Raw genomic sequence first — 15,157 nt, 5'->3', positions numbered from 1 at the left:
GCGCCGGCGGCGCGGGCAGCGCCTCGCGCCTCCTACCCGCTGATCGCCTGCGCTGTGGGCGAGTTGGCAGCGCGTGAAGCCCCGGGTCACGACGGTGACACGGGTCGGCCCGGTCCGGGAGCGCCCGGCAGGACGTCACCGAGGGCCCGGGCCGTGACGGGCATCTCCGGTCCCGCGATGGGGCCGCGCCGCGCGCAACCGCACGAGGGATGGGCCCGCCGGCGGGCGATGTCTCAGCCTCCGTACGCCGTGAGCGGGTACCGAGACCTCGCTGATGGTCGGGAAGTGGGACACGGCGTGCCGGAGCCGGGGGATGGGGACCTCGCCGGCGACCGCGACGGTGGCCGAGCGTGGCAGTTCGCTGACGCCGGGGCCGACGAAGGTCACGCCCAGCAGCGTCTCCCGGTCCAGGGCATCCATCCCTCCACGGTCTCCGGGCGAGCCGAACGGCCGAGTCGCAGGCGGCGGCAGCCCCTGCCGGTGCTGCCTCGCCGGCATCCGGGCGGGTCCGGCAGTCGCGTGCGGGTGCGCAGTGCGCTGCGCCCGCGGCTTTCCCCGCGAGCCGGGTCCGCCCGGGGGCCTCAGGGGCTGACGCCCCAGGTGATCCGGTAATCGCATTCGCCCGAGCAGGTGAGCACGCTGGTCGCGTCGTCGTTGACGTAGGAGTACGCGAAGGGTTCGGCCTTCTTGAAGACGGCGGCGGAGTCGGTGGGCCAGGTCGAGGGGACGCAGGCCGGGCGGCTGGCGTAAGCGCCGGTGCAGCAGGTCTGGTCGGTGCCGTAGACCAGGCAGGCGCTGAGACAGGCGACCACCGCGCCGCCCCGGACGCGCTGCATCACCTTGGGGCAGCTCGCGTTGGCGTCGTGGGTGCAGCCGGCCGCGGAGCAGCCGTTGGCGTCGATCTTGTCGGGCGAGCTGCCGCCGGAGTTGTTGATCCACATCGGCAGGTTGTTGCCCTCGACCAGGCTGACGTCGTAGAAGTCCATCCCGTTCCAGGCGTTGAGGTTGAACTCCGCCAGCGTGGACGGGAATTCGCCCCAGGTCCGGCCGCACTGGAAGTGGCCGGCGCAGTCCCCGGTCACGCAGTGTCCGGTACCGGCCGCGTTGAACACGCAGCCGGTGCGCGCCCAGACCCGCACGTCCCAGTGGTCGGGGATCAGGAAACTCAGGCTGGCACCGGGGGCCAGCACCCATCCGGTGGCCGCGACGGGGTGCGCCGGGTCGGCGGCGATCGCGGGCCAGATCGTCTGGTTCAGCCGGTTGACCAGGGTGAGGGTCCGCTCCCCCGGGCCCGGATGGAGCGTAGAACCCTTGGTGCTGCCGCCCGCCGCCCGGCCGGTGGGAACGGCGGCCCCGCCTTTGCGGGCGGGAGCGCTTCGCGCGGGGCGGGATGTCGCGGAAGCCGGGGTCCGGCTCGGGGTGGGGCGGGCGGGTGTCTTCGACGGCGAAGGCGACGGTACGGCGACCGTGGCTGTGGCCGTGCCGCTGGTCGCGGTGCTTGCCGAGGTCCCCGGGTCGGCGACCGCCGCCCGGCTGCCCGCGCCGCCGTCGCCCTGCGCGCCGGCCAGGAACACCGCCGCGACGACGGCCAGGCACGCGAAGAGCCCCACGGCCACGAGACCGACCCGGCGCCTCGCCCGCCCATGACGCCCGGAACGCCGACGACCCGACACACGCACCACTCCCCAACAGCGGCCAGGACTGGCCACCACTGCATCCGGCCCACCGCCGACCGGTGGCCCCACCCGTAGGAGACCGGCCCGATGCGCGCCGAATAACAAAAAAAGCCCCGACGCCCGGCTGTCCCCGGCGCGGTTGGTTCCCCGCTAGGGGCGGGGAACCAACCGAAGACCCCCACCGGCCGGCCGCCGCCCGCGGACCACCCGGGCGGCAGGGCACGGCAGGGCTCGGTCGGTCTCGGCAGAACAGGGAGAGCGCTCTCCCGCAGAGCCCGGCAGGCCCCTGGGAAAGCGCTCACCACCGAGGCTCAGTGAATCAGCCGGTAATTGCTGTCGAGCACCGCGCCCTTGCCCGGCTGCGACTGGTCGTAACCGTGGTCGTCGCACTGGAGGCCGCCGTTGATGCAGTGCGTGACCATCGCGGCCTGCGTGGCGTTGTCCCAGTCCGCGAAGAAGTCGTAGTGGAACGAGAAGCCGGCGCCGCTGGCCAGACTCACCTGCGACATGTCGCCGTTGACCGGCCACGCCATCTTGAACTCGATCATCGGCAGGGCCACCGGGTGGTCGGCCGGGCAGACGTTCGCGTTGGCGCCGCCGGCCACCGGGTAGGCCATGTGGCTCTTGTGGTCCGGGGTGTCCAGGTGGATGCCGTCCCAGCAACTCGGCGCCTGGAGACGCAGGTTGAGCTGGGTGTCAGGGGTGTTCGGACAGGTGGGCGGGAAGTTGTAGTTCTTGTAGCTGTTTCCGCACTCCCATCCCTCCACCGTGCCCTTGAGGTTCTTGAACTCGTCCTGGGTCTGCGTGGGGCTGCCGACCACGAAGCGCAGGCCCTTGGGGAAGGGCCGCACGCTGGTGTAGTCGTTGATCGCCGACTTGTAGTAGATCGTCTGCGGACCCAGCGGCAGGATCTTCTGGGTGCCGTTGTACAGACTCGGCATCCAGTAGGCCGACTTGTCGCCGGGGGCCAGGCAGGTGGTCCCGCTCGCCGCCTCCAGGGAAGCGGTGACCGAGTTGGCGTTGGTGCTCACGTTGCCCATAAAGGTGTGGTCGTGCGACTTGCCCGGCTGCCCGGGGAAGACGATCGGGTCGTCGGGCGCGGTGTGCGAGGGCGCGCACTTGGCCTGGAACTCGTGGAAGTACGCGTGCGGCGGCTCGTACGTGGAGGGCGTGACGCCGGTGACCGGCGGGTTGGCCATGATGTAGCCGTCGCCGTCCGGGTCGTCCCCCGACGTCTGGGTGGACGCGGGCATGGACATCGCCATTGCCTGCTGGTGACCGGCGGACGGGGACGCGACGGCGGTGCCGGCCGACGCGTTCGCCGTCAGGGCGGCCCCGCCGCCGACGGCGAACAGCGCCAGGGCGATGAGCAGTCCGGGGCCCTTTCTCAATCTGCGTGCCATGAAGACCTCCTGTGTGGGGGGTGAAGGGATCGCGTCCGGTCACCGGCAGCCAGGCATGATGGCGCCCGCGGACCGGTGGGAGAGCGCTCTCCCGCACAGGATGGTGCGCCTCTGCTGCTGGTGTGTCAACAGATGGTGAAGTGAAGCAAGCGCCGGTTTCGAGTCCGGCCGGTTAGCCCGATCGGACCGCGCGGTGAGGCGCGGCGCCGGGAAGTACCGAGACTGGAGCAGTCGGCTCGCAGCGCTGCAGCCGGTGTCCAGGACATCAGCACACGCTCCAGGAGAGGACCGGCCATGGCCGTCGCGTATCGCACGGATCTCGGACTGCTCGCGCTGCGCCTCGGCGCGGGCTCGGTGCTGTTCGCGCACGGCACGCAGAAGCTGTTCGGCTGGTTCGGCGGGGGCGGTCTGGGCGCCGCCGCCGAGGGCATGGAGCAGATGGGCTTCCGTCCCGGTCGGGAGTCCGCCCTCGCCTCCGGGCTGGCCGAGACGGGCGGCGGCGCGCTGCTGGCGCTGGGCCTGGCCACGCCGGCCGCGGGCGCGGCGGCGGCCGGCGGGATGGCCGCGGCGGTGTCCCTGCACCTGCCGGCCGGCTTCTTCAATGCCAGCGGCGGTCTCGAACACCCCGGGCTGCTCGGCTGGACCGCCGCATCCCTGGGCCTGGCCGGCCCCGGCCGCTTCTCGCTCGACGAGCTCACCGGTCATTGCCTGAACCGCCCCTGGGTCCTCGCGACGGCCTTCACCGCCTCAGCGGTGGGCGCCGCGGCGGTCATCCGGAAGCGTGCGCGGTTCCTGGCCCAGCAGAAGGCGTCGGGCGGCTGAGGCAGCCCGCGGCGGGAGTCCCGCACCGCCGTCGCCGAATCCGTACTCCCGTCCCCGGATGCGTCCATCAGCCTGACGGCCGGTCATGTCCGGGCCGCCCGGGGCCGCAAGGCCGGGCGGCCCGTCGCAGGATGTGCTGGCAGGACGAGATCGGGCACAACCGGGCGGGACGGAGCGGAGGCCGGGCGATGGGTGACGGGGGCACGGGCCGCGAAACCGGCGGAGAACGCGGCGAACCCGGCGGCGGCGAGAGCGGCGGCGGGGAGGGCGAGGCACGCGGCGGCGGGCCGCTCGGGCGACGGCATTTCCTCGGTGCTGTCGCGGCCGGCGCCGCGGCCACCGCGGTCGGGGCGGTGGCCGGATGCGACGCCGGCGGCGACGGCCGTGGCGCGACCCCCTCGTCGCCCCCCTCCGGCGGGACGTGGGAACGGGCGGACGACGCCGACTGGCGCCTGCGTTCGACCGGCCCGGCCGGCGCGGTCCAGGGGTACACCGACAAGGCCAGCGTGCTGCCCGGCGAGGAGTTCACGCTCCACGTGTCGACCACCGCGTCCGTGCTGCGCGTGTCGGCCTACCGCGTCGGCTGGTACGGCGGTGCGCAGGCCCGGCGGGTGTGGAGTTCGGGCCGGGTGGCGGGCCGGGCGCAGAGCCGCCCGCAGTTGTTCGTCCCCACCCGTACGATCCGGGCCGACTGGGAGCCGACGCTGCGGATCCGCACCGACGGCTGGCCCGAAGGCGCCTACCTGCTGCGGCTGGACGCCGACAACGGCCACCAACGGTACGTCCCGCTCATCGTCCGCTCGGCCAGCGGCGCCGGCAAGACGGTGCTGATGCATGCCCCGACGACCTGGCAGGCGTACAACCTGTGGGGCGGTTACAGCCTCTACAAGGGCCAGGGCGGCGCCTACGCCTACCGCTCGACGGCGGTCACCTTCGACCGGCCGTACGACCGGAGCGGCGCGGAGAAGTTCCTGGTCTACGAGCGGGCGGTGGTGGTGCTGGCGGAGCGGCTGGGCATTCCGCTGGCGTACACCACCGGGCTGGACGTGCACCGTTCGCCGGGTGTGCTGCGCGGCGCGACCACGGCGGTGGCTCTCGGGCACGACGAGTACTGGACGCCCGAGCAGCGGCGGCATGTCACCGCCGCCCGCGACGCGGGAACCAATCTGGCCTTCCTCGGCGCCAACACCTGCTTCCGGCGGGTGCGGCTGGAGCCGGGCCCGGGCGGCCCGGCCCGCACGGTGGTCTGCTACAAGAACGACTTCGCGGCCGACCCGTATCTCGCGGACCACCCCACGATGGCGACCACCGACTTCCGCAGCCACCCGGCCGCCGATCCGGAGTCGTCGCTGACCGGTGTGATCTACGACGGCTTCCCGACCGACGCCGCCTACACCGTCGAGCGTCCCGACCACTGGCTGTTCGCCGGTACCGGTGTCGGGCGGGGCGAGAGCTTCGACCACCTGGTGGGTGTGGAGTACGACCGGGTGGTGCCCCATTTCCCGGCGCCCGCGCCGATCGAGATCGTCGCGCACTCCCGGCTGGAGTGCGACGGGCGGGCCGGCCACTCGGATTCCGCGTACTACGCGGTGCCGGGCGGCGCGGGGGGTCTTCGCCACCGGGACGATGCGGTGGGTCGAGGCACTGATGGCGGGTACCCGGGACGACGGGCGGGACCACGGCATGGACGCGCGGACCCGGCGTTTCGTCACGCGCACGACCGAGAATCTGCTCCGGGCGTTCGCCGAGGGCCCGGCGGCGACCCGGCAGCCGGCCCCGCGCGACAACGTGCGGCACCTCTATCCGGCCTGACCGCTCGGCGGCCGGCCGGCCGCCGTTTCGGGGCCTCTGGGGCCGGCGCGTCAGTGGGCCTCGCTCGACCTGAGCGGCACCCCGCGGAAGGTCTGCACCAGGACGGTCAGTGCTCCGGCGGTCACGCACTGGTCGCTGAGGTTGAAGATGCCGGAGTGGCCGATCTGGATGAAGTCCAGGACGGCGCCGCGGCCGAATCCGGGGGTGCGGAAGAGGCGGTCGGCGAGGTTGCCGCCCGCGCCGGCGAAGATCAGCCCGAGTCCGACTCCCCAGCCGGTGGACCGCAGGGACGGCGCCGTGCGGACGATGAAGGCGAGTACGCCGATGGCCAGCGCGGTGAAGACGAGGGTGGCGTGCGGGGCGAAGGAGCCGGCCGCACCGGAGTTGCGGAAGGCGGTGAAGGTCAACGCGCCGCCCAGGAGGCGCACCGGCGGGTGACCCTCGACGGCCACCGCGGCGACGGCCTTGGTCACCTGGTCCACCGCGAGCCCGGCCGCGGCCGCCGTCCACAGCACCCGCTGCGGCGCTCCCATGCCCGCCATCGGCCGCCTTCCGCACGTTCCATGACCACGCAATGAATGAGCCTTCATCTTCTCGGGAGTCTACGCCCGCCCGCGGACGGGCCCCGCGGACCCGGGAGGCCCGGCCCGGACCCGCTCCGGCCGGCTCCGGCGGGCAGGGTTCACCCGGTGGCCACACCGGGGTTTCCCACCGGTCGCCCGCGCCTGCGACGGTTCGAAAAGTTGGCTATACAACTTTTCCGAGGAGAGAACGTGCCCACCCCGCTCAGCTTCCCGATCGACGACCTTCCGGTGATGTGGCTTCGCGACAACTGTCCGTGCGCCGACTGCCGCGACCCCCGCTCCGGACAGAAGCTGTTCCAGATCAGCTCCCTGCCGGCCGGCCTGCGTGTCGAAGCCGCCACCGGCATCCCCGACGGCACCCCCACCGGCACCCCCACCGGCGCCGCCACCGACGAAGCCGCCGGTGAGCCCGGCGCGGCAGCGTCGGTCGAGGTGCTCTGGGCCCCGGACGGACACCACTCGACGTATCCGCTGGCCTGGCTGGAGGCCAACCGCCCGGACGGGGCTTCGCACGGGGACCGGCGGACCGAGGACGGCAAGGAGCTGTGGGTGGCCGGCGACCTCGCCGGACGGCTGCCGCAGACCGACTGGGACGCGTATCTCGACGAGCCGGGCACGCGGGCACGGATGCTGGAGGCCGTCCTGCGGCTCGGCTTCATGCTGCTGCGGCGGGTACCGCGGGCCGAGGGCCAGGTGCTCGCCGTGGCGGAGACCTTCGGCCACGTCCGCGAGACCAACTACGGCAAGCTCTTCGACGTACGGGTCGAGCCCGACCCCAACAACCTCGCCTTCACCTCGGCCCGCATCACGCCGCACACCGACAACCCGTACCGCGACCCCGTCCCGACGATCCAGCTCCTGCACTGCCTGGCCAATGACGCGCAGGGCGGCGAGACCGGTCTGGTGGACGGCTTCGCGGCGGCCTCGCTGCTGCGCACGCAGGACCCGGCGGCGTTCGAGATCCTCACCCGTACGCCCGTGCCGTTCGTCTTCCGGGACGCGGGGGCCGAACTGCGCGCGGACCGGCCGCTGATCGGTACCGACTGCCTCGGGCGGGTGCGCGAGGTGCGCTTCAACAACCGCTCGATCAGCACGCTGCGGCTGCCGGCGCCCGAACTGGAGGCGTTCTACACCGCCTACCGGACCTTCGCCGAACTGCTGCTGCGCCCGGAGCTGCAACTGGACCTGCGGCTGCGGCCGGGCGACTGCCTGGTGTTCGACAACACCCGGCTGCTGCACGCCCGCACCGCTTTCGCGCAGGACGGCGCGCGGCACCTCCAGGGCTGCTACGCCGACCTCGACGGCCTGGCGAGCACCCTGGCCGTCCTGCGGCGCGCGGACACCCTCGAGCCGTTGGCGGAGCTGTTCGCCGGAGCGGGCGCGGCGGAGTACCTGGGCGAGTCCGTCACCATGGCCCAGCACATGCTGCAGGCGGGGATGCGGGCCGAGGCGGCCGGCGCGCCGCCGCACCTGGTGGCCGCGGCCCTGCTGCACGACGTCGGCCATCTCGAGGGCGCCGTCACCGGCCAGGATCTGATGGCCGGTACCGACAACCGGCACAGCCACACCGGGGCCGACCTGCTGGGCCGCTGGTTCGGGTCCGAGGTCACCGAGCCGGTGCGGCTGCACGTGGCCGCCAAGCGCTACCTGTGCGCGGTGGATCCCACGTACGGGGCCACCTTGTCCGAGGCGTCGCGGTACACCTTGCGGGTCCAGGGCGGCGAGATGACGCCGGCCCAGGCGGCCGCGTTCGCGGCGCTGCCGGGTGCGGCGAACGCGGTCGCCGTCCGCCGCTGGGACGAGGAGGCGAAGGACGCGGACGCGGCCACCCCGCCGTTCGAGCACTTCCTGCCGCTGCTCACCGCGCTGCTGCGCGGGTAGCGGCGCCGGGGCGGTGCCCGCGGGCGGCCGGGGCGGGGCCGGTCAGGACTCCTCGGCCCCGCCGGGCGCCGTGCGCGGGCTGTGCCGGCGGCCCAGCGTGGAGGCGGCCACCGAGTTGTGCACGGTGAAGGCGACGGTGCCGGGCAGATAGCGGTCCTCGGACCACTCGACCGGCACGCCGGCCGGATCGGTCGTACGGCGCCGCTCGCACAGCAGCACCTGTCCGGCCGGGCAGTCCAGGAGGCGGGCGTCGTCGGCGTCGGCCCAGGCGAGGTCGATGGTGTGGTCGGCGTCGGTGAACAGCACGCCCCGGCCGACCAGCGCCTCGGTGTGGGAGACCGCGTCGGGCGGCAGTTCGGCCACCAGCACGCCCACCCGGGCCGGGTAGAGGGTCCGTTCGACCATGACCGGCTGGCCGGACAGCGTCCGGACCCGCAGTACCTGGTACACCTCGGCCCGCGGCGCCAGCCCCAACTGATCGGCCTCGGCCTGCTCGGCCGGCCGCCGTACGATGCGGTCCACCCGGCCGCCCGGCTGCTCGCCGATGGAGCGCGCCCAGTTGGTGAAGCTCAGCAGTTCCGCGAAGCTCTGCGCGGGCGAGCCGCCGAGCACGGTACGCCGGGTCCCGCGCCGCGAGGTGACCAGCCCGTCGGAACGCAGCACATCCAGTGCGTGCCGGACCGTTCCCCGGGAGACTCCGTAGCGCTCGGCCAGGGTCCCCTCGGGCGGCAGCTTGGCCCCGGAGGCGTACTCGCCGGCCACGATGGCCCGGCGGAGTTCGGCCGCCACCCGCCGATAGCGCAGATCACCGAGGGGGCCGCCCTGGTCCTCCGGCACTGTCTCCTCCACCCGCCCTCGTGTTCGTCCCGGCCGTCCCGCCGGCCCCCGCCGGGCTGTCGCCGCCGACCGGAGGCGACAGCCCGGCGGGGGCCGGCACCGGACCCGGCGGCGTGCCGCCCCGGGTCCGCGGTCAGCGCTGCTGCTCGCCGCGCGCCAGGTGCTTGTCCTTGATGCGCGCGGCCTCCTTGCGGACCTCGGCCTGGACGGCGCGTTCTTGTTCCAGCCACGTGGGGCGCTCGGTTTTCAGCGCGTCGATCTGCTCGGTGGTGAGGGCCTCGGTGATGCCGCCACGAGCCAGGCCCGCGATGGACACGCCGAGCTTGGCGGCGACCACCGGCCGGGGGTGCGGACCGTTGCGGCGCAGTTCCAGCAGCCACTGCGGCGGATCGGCCTGCAGCGCGTTCAGCTCGCCGCGCGAGACGACGCCCTCCTGGAACTCGGCGGGGGTGGCCTGCAGGTACACACCCAGCTTCTTCGCCGCCGTGGCGGGCTTCATGGTCTGGGGGGGTGTGGGGCGACGTCATGGTGTCCAGGGTATCGACCCGGTACGGCGCCGCCGACCACGACCGGTAACCTGCCGGGGTGACAGGCTCGGAAGTGCCCCCTTCGTTCCGCCTCGCCTATGTACCCGGTGTGACGCCGACCAAGTGGGTGCGGATCTGGAACGAGCGGCTGCCCGCGGTGCCGCTGACGCTCGTGGCCGTGGCCGCCGCCGAGGCCTCGCGGGTCCTGCGGGACGGCGAAGCCGACGCGGGCCTGCTGCGGCTGCCGGTCGACGGGGCGGATCTGAGCGCGATCCCGCTCTACGCCGAGACGACGGTGGTCGTCGTGCCGAAGGACCATCTGGTGACGGCGGTCGAGGAGGTGGCGGTCGAGGATCTCGCCGACGACATAGTGCTGCGTCCTCTCGACGACACGCTCGGCTGGGAGGAGTTGCCGGGGCTGCCCGCGAAGGAGCGCCCCGCCACGACGGCCGACGCCTTCGAGCTGGTGGCGGCAGGGGTCGGACTGCTCGTCGTCCCGCAGTCGCTCGCCCGGCTGTACCACCGCAGGGATCTGACGTACCGGCCGCTCCGGGACTCCCCCGAGTCCCGGGTGGCGCTGTCCTGGCCGCAGGAGCGGACCACCGACCTGGTCGAGCACTTCATCGGGATCGTCCGGGGCCGGACCGTCAACAGCACCCGCGGCCCCGCGCCGGCCCAGCCGAAGGACAAACGCCCCGACAAAGCCGAGGCGCGGCGGAAGCCCGCCGCCGCCACGTCCCGCGCGAAGAGCCCGCGCGGCGGTTCCGGCGGCGCGGGGAACGCCAAGCGCGGCAAGCCCCGCCGCCGGTCCTGACCGCCACCGGAGTGCCCGGCGGGCGGCGGGCGGTGGAACCGGGCCGGTGGCCGGTCAGCCGGCCAGGTCCGTCCGTGCGAAGCGCTGGGACGCCGCGAGGATGCGGGCGGTCATCTCCCAGCCGCCGGCGTGGCCGGTGCCGACCAGGTGCAGCTCCGCGTCGGGCCAGGCCTCGGCGAGTTGCCAGGCGGTGTCGGCGGGTCCGCCCAGGTCGAAACGGCCGTGGATCAGCACGCCGGGGATGCCGGCCAGCCGGTGCGCGTCGCGCAGGATCTGACCGTCGGCGAGCCAGGCGCCGTGGTGGAAGTAGTGCGTGACGATCCGGGCGAAGGTCATTCTGAACGCCGGGTCGTCGTAGCGGGGGTTGGGCCGCCACCCCTCCTCGTTCGACAGCACCTCGTCCTCCCAGGTGCACCAGTCCCGGGCGGCCCGCTCCCGCACCGCGGTGTCGGCGGACTCGTTGAGCAGGCGGTAGTAGGCGGCGACGAGGTCGCCGTCGCGCTCGGCTGCGGGCACGCCCTCGCGGAAGCGCCGCCACTGTTCGGGGAAGAAGCGGCCCGCCTCGTGATAGAGCCAGTGCACCTCCGCGGGCCGGGTCATCGTCACCGATGGCAGGATCATCTCGCTGACCCGCTCGGGATACCGCTCGGCGTAGGCGAGGCCGAGGGTGACTCCCCAGGACATGCCCCACACCAGCCAGCGCCGGATGCCGAGGTGTGCGCGGAGCTGTTCCATGTCGGCGATCAGGTGGTGCGTGGTGTTGGCGGACAGGTCGGTCGCCGGGTCGGCGGCGGACGGGGTGCTGCGTCCCGCGCCCCGTTGGTCGAACTGGACGATCAGGTAGGCCTCCGGATCGAACAGGCGTCGCGGCCAGGGCGTGCTCCCCGAGCCGGGGCCGCCGTGCAGCAGGACGGCGGGCTTTCCCGCGGGATTGCCGGATGTCTCCCAGTGGACGAGCTGCCCGTCGCCCACGTCGAGCATGCCCCGGTCGAAGGGCTCGATGGGCGGGAAGGGCTGCGCGGTATCGGTCATCCCCGCATGATCGGCGGCCGGGTGAGCGGGTGTCCAGCGGGATGCACGGGGGCGCGGCCCCGCAGCGGCGGAGCGGTCCTTTACCAGCCGTCCACTCCTCAAAGGAGCCCCTCGCTGCTAAGTTCTAAGTTCGGAAGGTTAACAAACACCCGCGCCCGTACCGCGTACCGCTCGGCTGCTTGACCCCCCGCCCGCTCCGCCGCACCATCAGCACTTCGACCACGGAGGCCCGTATGCCGACCCCATCCACGCCGAACCCCTGGGACGGCGCTCTCTACATCAGCGGGGCGTTCGTCCCGGCCGAGAACGGGCGTACCTCGACCGTTCTGGACAAGGCGCGCCAGGAGCCGCTCGGTGCGGCCGGCTGGGCGTCGCCCGCCGACCTCGACCGCGCGGCGCGGGAGGCCGCCGCAGCCGGCCGGGCCTGGGCCGCGACCGACTTCGGTACCCGGGCCGACCTGCTGCGGAACGTCGCCGAACAGCTGCGCGACCGCGCCGCGGAGTTCAGTGACCTCATCGTCCGGGAGACCGGCTCGATCCGGGGCAAGGCCGCGTACGAGGTGGCCGGCGCCGTCGACGAGCTGTACCAGGCCGCCGCGCTCGCGGGCGCCGCGCTGTCCGAGACGCTGCCCTCGCGCGCCCCGGGCCGGGAGAGCGTCGCGGAACGGGTTCCGCTCGGTGTCGTCGGCGTGATCACCCCGTGGAACTTCCCGCTGGTCCTGGCCATGCGGGTGCTGGCCCCCGCGCTCGCCGTGGGCAACGCGGTGGTGCTCAAGCCCTCGCCGCACACCCCGCTGAGCGGCGGCCTGCTGCTGGCCGACCTGTTCGACCGGGCCGGCCTGCCGGCGGGTGTGCTCCAGGTGGTGCCGGGCGGCCAGGACACCGGTGAGGCGCTCACCGCCCACCCGGACATAGCGATGGTCCACTTCACCGGGTCCAGCGCGGTCGGCCGCACCATCGCCCGCGAGGCGGGCGGGCAGCTCAAGAAGGTCTCGCTCGAACTGGGCGGCAACAACGCCCTGATCGTGCTGGAGGACGCCGACCTGGAGCAGGCCGGGCAGATCGGCGCCTGGTCGGCCTTCCACTACCAGGGCCAGACCTGCATCACCGCCGGGCGCCACATCGTGCTGCGCCCGGTGTTCGACCGCTACGTGGCGGACCTGGCGGCGCGGGCGGCCCGCATCACCGTCGGCGATCCGTCCCAGGACGGGGTCGGCCTCGGCCCGATGATCAGCACCGAGCAGCGCGAGCGGGCCCGCAAGCTGCTCGCCGAGGCGGTCGACGCGGGTGCGACGGTGGTGGAGGGCGGTGACGGCGAAGGGCTGTTCCACCGGCCGACGGTGGTGACCGGTGTCACCCGCGACATGGCGCTGTGGACGGAGGAGATCTTCGCCCCCATCGCGCCGGTCCTGGCCGTCGACAGCGAGCAGGAGGCGCTGGCCGTCGCCAACGACACCCCGTACGGGCTGGTCGACGCGGTCGTCACCGGTGATCCCGAGCGGGGCCGGCGACTGGCCCGGCAGTTGGGCGCCGCCATGGTGCACGTCAACGACTCGACCTGCCTGGACGAGGCGCAGGTCCCGTTCGGCGGGCGCGGCGCCTCGGGACTGGGCGGACGGGCCGGCGGCGAGTCCAACCTGCACGAGTTCACCGAGCTGCGCTGGCTGACGGTGCAGCACGAGCCGGTGGCGTACCCGTACTGAGCCCTGCTGTTCCCGGCCGACCCGCCGCTGAGTTCGACCGACGGCTGCCCACCGCGGCCGGCCCGGCCGCTCAGCGGGCCACCGGCCCGGGCCCGGCGCGGTCCGGCGATCCTCGGGGGATCGCCGGACCGCGCCGATCACGCGGGTGGGCGTTTCCCGCCGCCGAACCGTCAGGCCATCGAGCCGTCAGGCATCGAGTCGTCAGGCCATCGAGTCGAGGGCCCGGCTGACGGCGACGTGCACCGCCCCGAGCAGGGTGGCGCGGTCGCCGAGTCCGCCGATCGTCACCTCGGTGTCCCAGGTCAACGCCCGAACGGTCCGGCGGACTTCGAGGAGGACGAGCTGGTTCTGGCCGACGCCGCCGCCGAGCACCACCAGGCCCGGGTCGATCAGGGCGACCACGGCGGCCACCAGCCGGCCGATGTCGGTGGAGTGCTGGTCCACCACCCGGCGCGCGACGCCGTGTCCGCCGGCCGCCGCTTCGAACAGGGCTTTGGCGTCGCGGGGCACCGGCCCGGCGCCGGCCGCCGGCCAGGCGGCGGCGCACCGCTCCATCAGTGCGTCCGAGCCGAGGAACTGCTCGAGGCCGGCCCGCTGCGGCTGCTGGGACCCCGACCACGGGAACGGCAGCATGGCCGCCTCACCGGCCGCGCCGCTGGCGCCGCGCAGCAGCCGGCCGTCCAGCACGATGCCGACGCCGATCTTCACGCCCACCTGGATGTAGGCGAACATCTGCTGATTGCGCGCCACGCCGAAGCGGTGCTCGGCGACGGCCGCGCAGTTGACGTTGTTCTCCACCGTCACCGGTACGCCGTCGGGTACGCCCAGTTCGTCGGTGATCCCGGCCGTGCCGTGCGGCCGCAGGCTGCCCCCGCGCTCGGTGTCGGGGAGGGTCGGCGCGGCCACCACCACCTCGCGCAGCGGCCCGTACTGCCCGGCGACCTCGGCGCGCACCTTCCGGACCACGCCCGCGGCCGCGTCGACGGCCTCCGGGGTGACGGTGGGCTGGTCGGCCGGCAGCCGCTCCTCGGCGGCGCCGATCTCCCGGCCGTCCAGGGTGTACGCGGCCGCCCTGACCCCGGTGGCGCCGATCTCCACCCCGAGGACGTGGCCGGCCCGCGCGGCCAGCGAGTAGACGACCGCACTGCGGCCGGTGGCGCCGCGGGAGCTGCCCTGCCCGGCCACCAGTCCCAGCCGCGACAGCTCCGCCATCGCCACCGACATCGTGGGCCGGGACAGTGCGAGCAGCGCGCTGAGCTGCGGCCGGGTCGCCGGGCCGTCGACAGCTAGGGCACGCAGCACGGCTCGCGCGCTGGCGGGCAGGTCGAAGCGGTCGACAGTGGCGGTCGCGTCCATCGTGTCCCTCGTGAGACGGGTCCCGCGGGGCGCCGCGATCCGGCGGTTCCGGACCGTGCTCCGCGGGATTCTCCGGAAGCAAAGTTACCGGATCTACCTCGCCGGGCTTACCTGTGTTCGTCAACTTGCCGAACACAGGTGAACGATTCCGGGTGCCCTCGGCGGTTCCGGCGCTCCGGCGGGCGCGGGCTTCAGCCGCCGCGGCCCGGCGCCGGGTCGAGGGACCGGACCGCGGCGGACAGCTCGGCGAAACCGTCGGCACCGAGGGACCCGACGACGCGCGCACGCAGCGCCGCGGCCAGGGTCGTGGCGGCGGTGACGGCCGCGTCGCGTCCCGCGCCGGTCAGCGTGGCCAGGATGATGCGCCGGTCGGCGGGCAGGGGCCGTCGCTCCAGCAGCCCTGCCGCGGCGAGGCGGTCGGCGACCTTGGTGGTACCGGCCGTGGTGAAGCCCAGGGTCGCGGTGAGCTGGTTCATCGGTGCGCTGTTCCCGGGCGCGGTGAGCAGGAACCACAGCACCTGGAAGGAGGACGGCGCCAGGCCGCCCTCCGCTTCGACGTCGCTCAGCAGCTGCTCGGTCAGCCGGCGCATACCCGACTGCACGACGTCCCACTGCGCCAGCAGGGCGAGGTCCGCCGGGCCGGGGCGGGCACCGAGCTGCCCGGAGCCTTCCGCCCCGCTGTGCTCGGCCACGCCGCGGCGCTCCCATCG

General features: G+C 73.9%; 12 protein-coding genes and 2 pseudogenes. 5 read left to right on the top strand and 9 right to left on the bottom strand.

Going from position 1 to position 15,157, the window contains the following annotated elements; genetic code table 11:
* Positions 1–135: 135 nt before the first annotated feature.
* The 3 genes and pseudogenes from GA0115240_RS38505 to GA0115240_RS23180 form a co-directional block, all read right to left on the bottom strand.
* Positions 136–411, bottom strand: a pseudogene (locus tag GA0115240_RS38505) (hypothetical protein); the annotation flags it as partial.
* Between the two features lie 170 nt (positions 412–581).
* Positions 582–1,610, bottom strand: coding sequence for a thaumatin family protein (locus GA0115240_RS23185; protein WP_176725154.1), 1,029 nt, complete (start codon positions 1,608–1,610; stop codon positions 582–584).
* Positions 1,611–1,987: 377 nt separating this feature from the next.
* On the bottom strand, positions 1,988–3,079 hold the full coding sequence (locus GA0115240_RS23180) for a DUF1996 domain-containing protein (RefSeq protein WP_093739248.1): 1,092 nt from the start codon (positions 3,077–3,079) through the stop codon (positions 1,988–1,990).
* A 294-nt stretch (positions 3,080–3,373) separates the two neighbouring features.
* On the opposite strand from GA0115240_RS23180, the gene GA0115240_RS23175 reads away from it, so the two are divergent.
* Both GA0115240_RS23175 and GA0115240_RS23170 read left to right on the top strand, forming a co-directional pair.
* Positions 3,374–3,901, top strand: coding sequence for a DoxX family membrane protein (locus GA0115240_RS23175; protein WP_093739246.1), 528 nt, complete (start codon positions 3,374–3,376; stop codon positions 3,899–3,901).
* A gap of 131 nt (positions 3,902–4,032) precedes the next feature.
* Positions 4,033–5,445: pseudogene (locus GA0115240_RS23170) on the top strand (N,N-dimethylformamidase beta subunit family domain-containing protein); the annotation flags it as partial.
* Between the two features lie 318 nt (positions 5,446–5,763).
* On the opposite strand, the gene GA0115240_RS23165 reads toward GA0115240_RS23170, so the two are convergent.
* Positions 5,764–6,246, bottom strand: a complete 483-nt coding sequence (locus GA0115240_RS23165) for a signal peptidase II (protein ID WP_161302389.1) — start codon at positions 6,244–6,246, stop codon at positions 5,764–5,766.
* A 240-nt stretch (positions 6,247–6,486) separates the two neighbouring features.
* Here GA0115240_RS23165 and GA0115240_RS23160 point away from each other — a divergent pair, with 240 nt between their 5' ends.
* On the top strand, positions 6,487–8,178 hold the full coding sequence (locus GA0115240_RS23160; RefSeq protein ID WP_256069943.1) for a TauD/TfdA family dioxygenase: 1,692 nt from the start codon (positions 6,487–6,489) through the stop codon (positions 8,176–8,178).
* 42 nt (positions 8,179–8,220) lie between these two features.
* On the opposite strand, the gene GA0115240_RS23155 is transcribed toward GA0115240_RS23160, so the two are convergent.
* The gene (locus tag GA0115240_RS23155; protein ID WP_256069942.1) at positions 8,221–9,027 is read right to left on the bottom strand and encodes a GntR family transcriptional regulator; all 807 of its coding nucleotides are present in this window, start codon (positions 9,025–9,027) and stop codon (positions 8,221–8,223) included.
* Positions 9,028–9,148: 121 nt separating this feature from the next.
* Positions 9,149–9,514 (bottom strand): DUF5997 family protein, encoded by a 366-nt coding sequence (locus GA0115240_RS23150; protein ID WP_093739242.1) that lies wholly within the window; start codon positions 9,512–9,514, stop codon positions 9,149–9,151.
* Between the two features lie 86 nt (positions 9,515–9,600).
* On the opposite strand from GA0115240_RS23150, the gene GA0115240_RS23145 reads away from it, so the two are divergent.
* Positions 9,601–10,356, top strand: coding sequence for a LysR family substrate-binding domain-containing protein (locus GA0115240_RS23145; RefSeq protein WP_093739240.1), 756 nt, complete (start codon positions 9,601–9,603; stop codon positions 10,354–10,356).
* 54 nt (positions 10,357–10,410) lie between these two features.
* On the opposite strand, the gene pip is transcribed toward GA0115240_RS23145, so the two are convergent.
* On the bottom strand, positions 10,411–11,388 hold the full coding sequence (gene pip, locus GA0115240_RS23140) for a prolyl aminopeptidase (RefSeq protein WP_093739238.1): 978 nt from the start codon (positions 11,386–11,388) through the stop codon (positions 10,411–10,413).
* Positions 11,389–11,621: 233 nt separating this feature from the next.
* Between pip and GA0115240_RS23135 the strand changes: the two genes are divergently transcribed.
* Complete coding sequence (locus GA0115240_RS23135; RefSeq protein WP_093739236.1) at positions 11,622–13,091, top strand: aldehyde dehydrogenase family protein; 1,470 nt, start codon at positions 11,622–11,624, stop codon at positions 13,089–13,091.
* 201 nt (positions 13,092–13,292) lie between these two features.
* Here GA0115240_RS23135 and GA0115240_RS23130 read toward each other — a convergent pair whose 3' ends face one another.
* Both GA0115240_RS23130 and GA0115240_RS23125 read right to left on the bottom strand, forming a co-directional pair.
* Positions 13,293–14,447 carry an ROK family transcriptional regulator gene (locus GA0115240_RS23130; protein WP_093739234.1) on the bottom strand — a complete coding sequence of 385 codons (1,155 nt, stop codon included), beginning with the start codon at positions 14,445–14,447 and terminating at the stop codon, positions 13,293–13,295.
* 191 nt (positions 14,448–14,638) lie between these two features.
* A complete protein-coding gene (locus GA0115240_RS23125; RefSeq protein ID WP_256069941.1) occupies positions 14,639–15,139 on the bottom strand; it encodes a MarR family winged helix-turn-helix transcriptional regulator in 501 nt (166 codons plus the stop codon).
* Positions 15,140–15,157: the final 18 nt, after the last annotated feature.

Source organism: Streptomyces sp. DvalAA-14, assembly GCF_900091855.1.
Classification (GTDB): Bacteria; Actinomycetota; Actinomycetes; order Streptomycetales; family Streptomycetaceae; genus Actinacidiphila.
This window is presented reverse-complemented; position numbering and strand designations above follow the sequence as displayed.

Coding starts and splice junctions, on each gene's coding strand:
- GA0115240_RS23180 (WP_093739248.1), bottom strand. CDS start 3,079: ATGGCACGCAGATTGAGAAAGGGCCCCGGACTGCTCATCGCCCTGGCG.
- GA0115240_RS23175 (WP_093739246.1), top strand. CDS start 3,374: ATGGCCGTCGCGTATCGCACGGATCTCGGACTGCTCGCGCTGCGCCTC.
- GA0115240_RS23165 (WP_161302389.1), bottom strand. CDS start 6,246: ATGGGAGCGCCGCAGCGGGTGCTGTGGACGGCGGCCGCGGCCGGGCTC.
- GA0115240_RS23150 (WP_093739242.1), bottom strand. CDS start 9,514: ATGAAGCCCGCCACGGCGGCGAAGAAGCTGGGTGTGTACCTGCAGGCC.
- pip (WP_093739238.1), bottom strand. CDS start 11,388: ATGACCGATACCGCGCAGCCCTTCCCGCCCATCGAGCCCTTCGACCGG.
- GA0115240_RS23135 (WP_093739236.1), top strand. CDS start 11,622: ATGCCGACCCCATCCACGCCGAACCCCTGGGACGGCGCTCTCTACATC.
- GA0115240_RS23130 (WP_093739234.1), bottom strand. CDS start 14,447: ATGGACGCGACCGCCACTGTCGACCGCTTCGACCTGCCCGCCAGCGCG.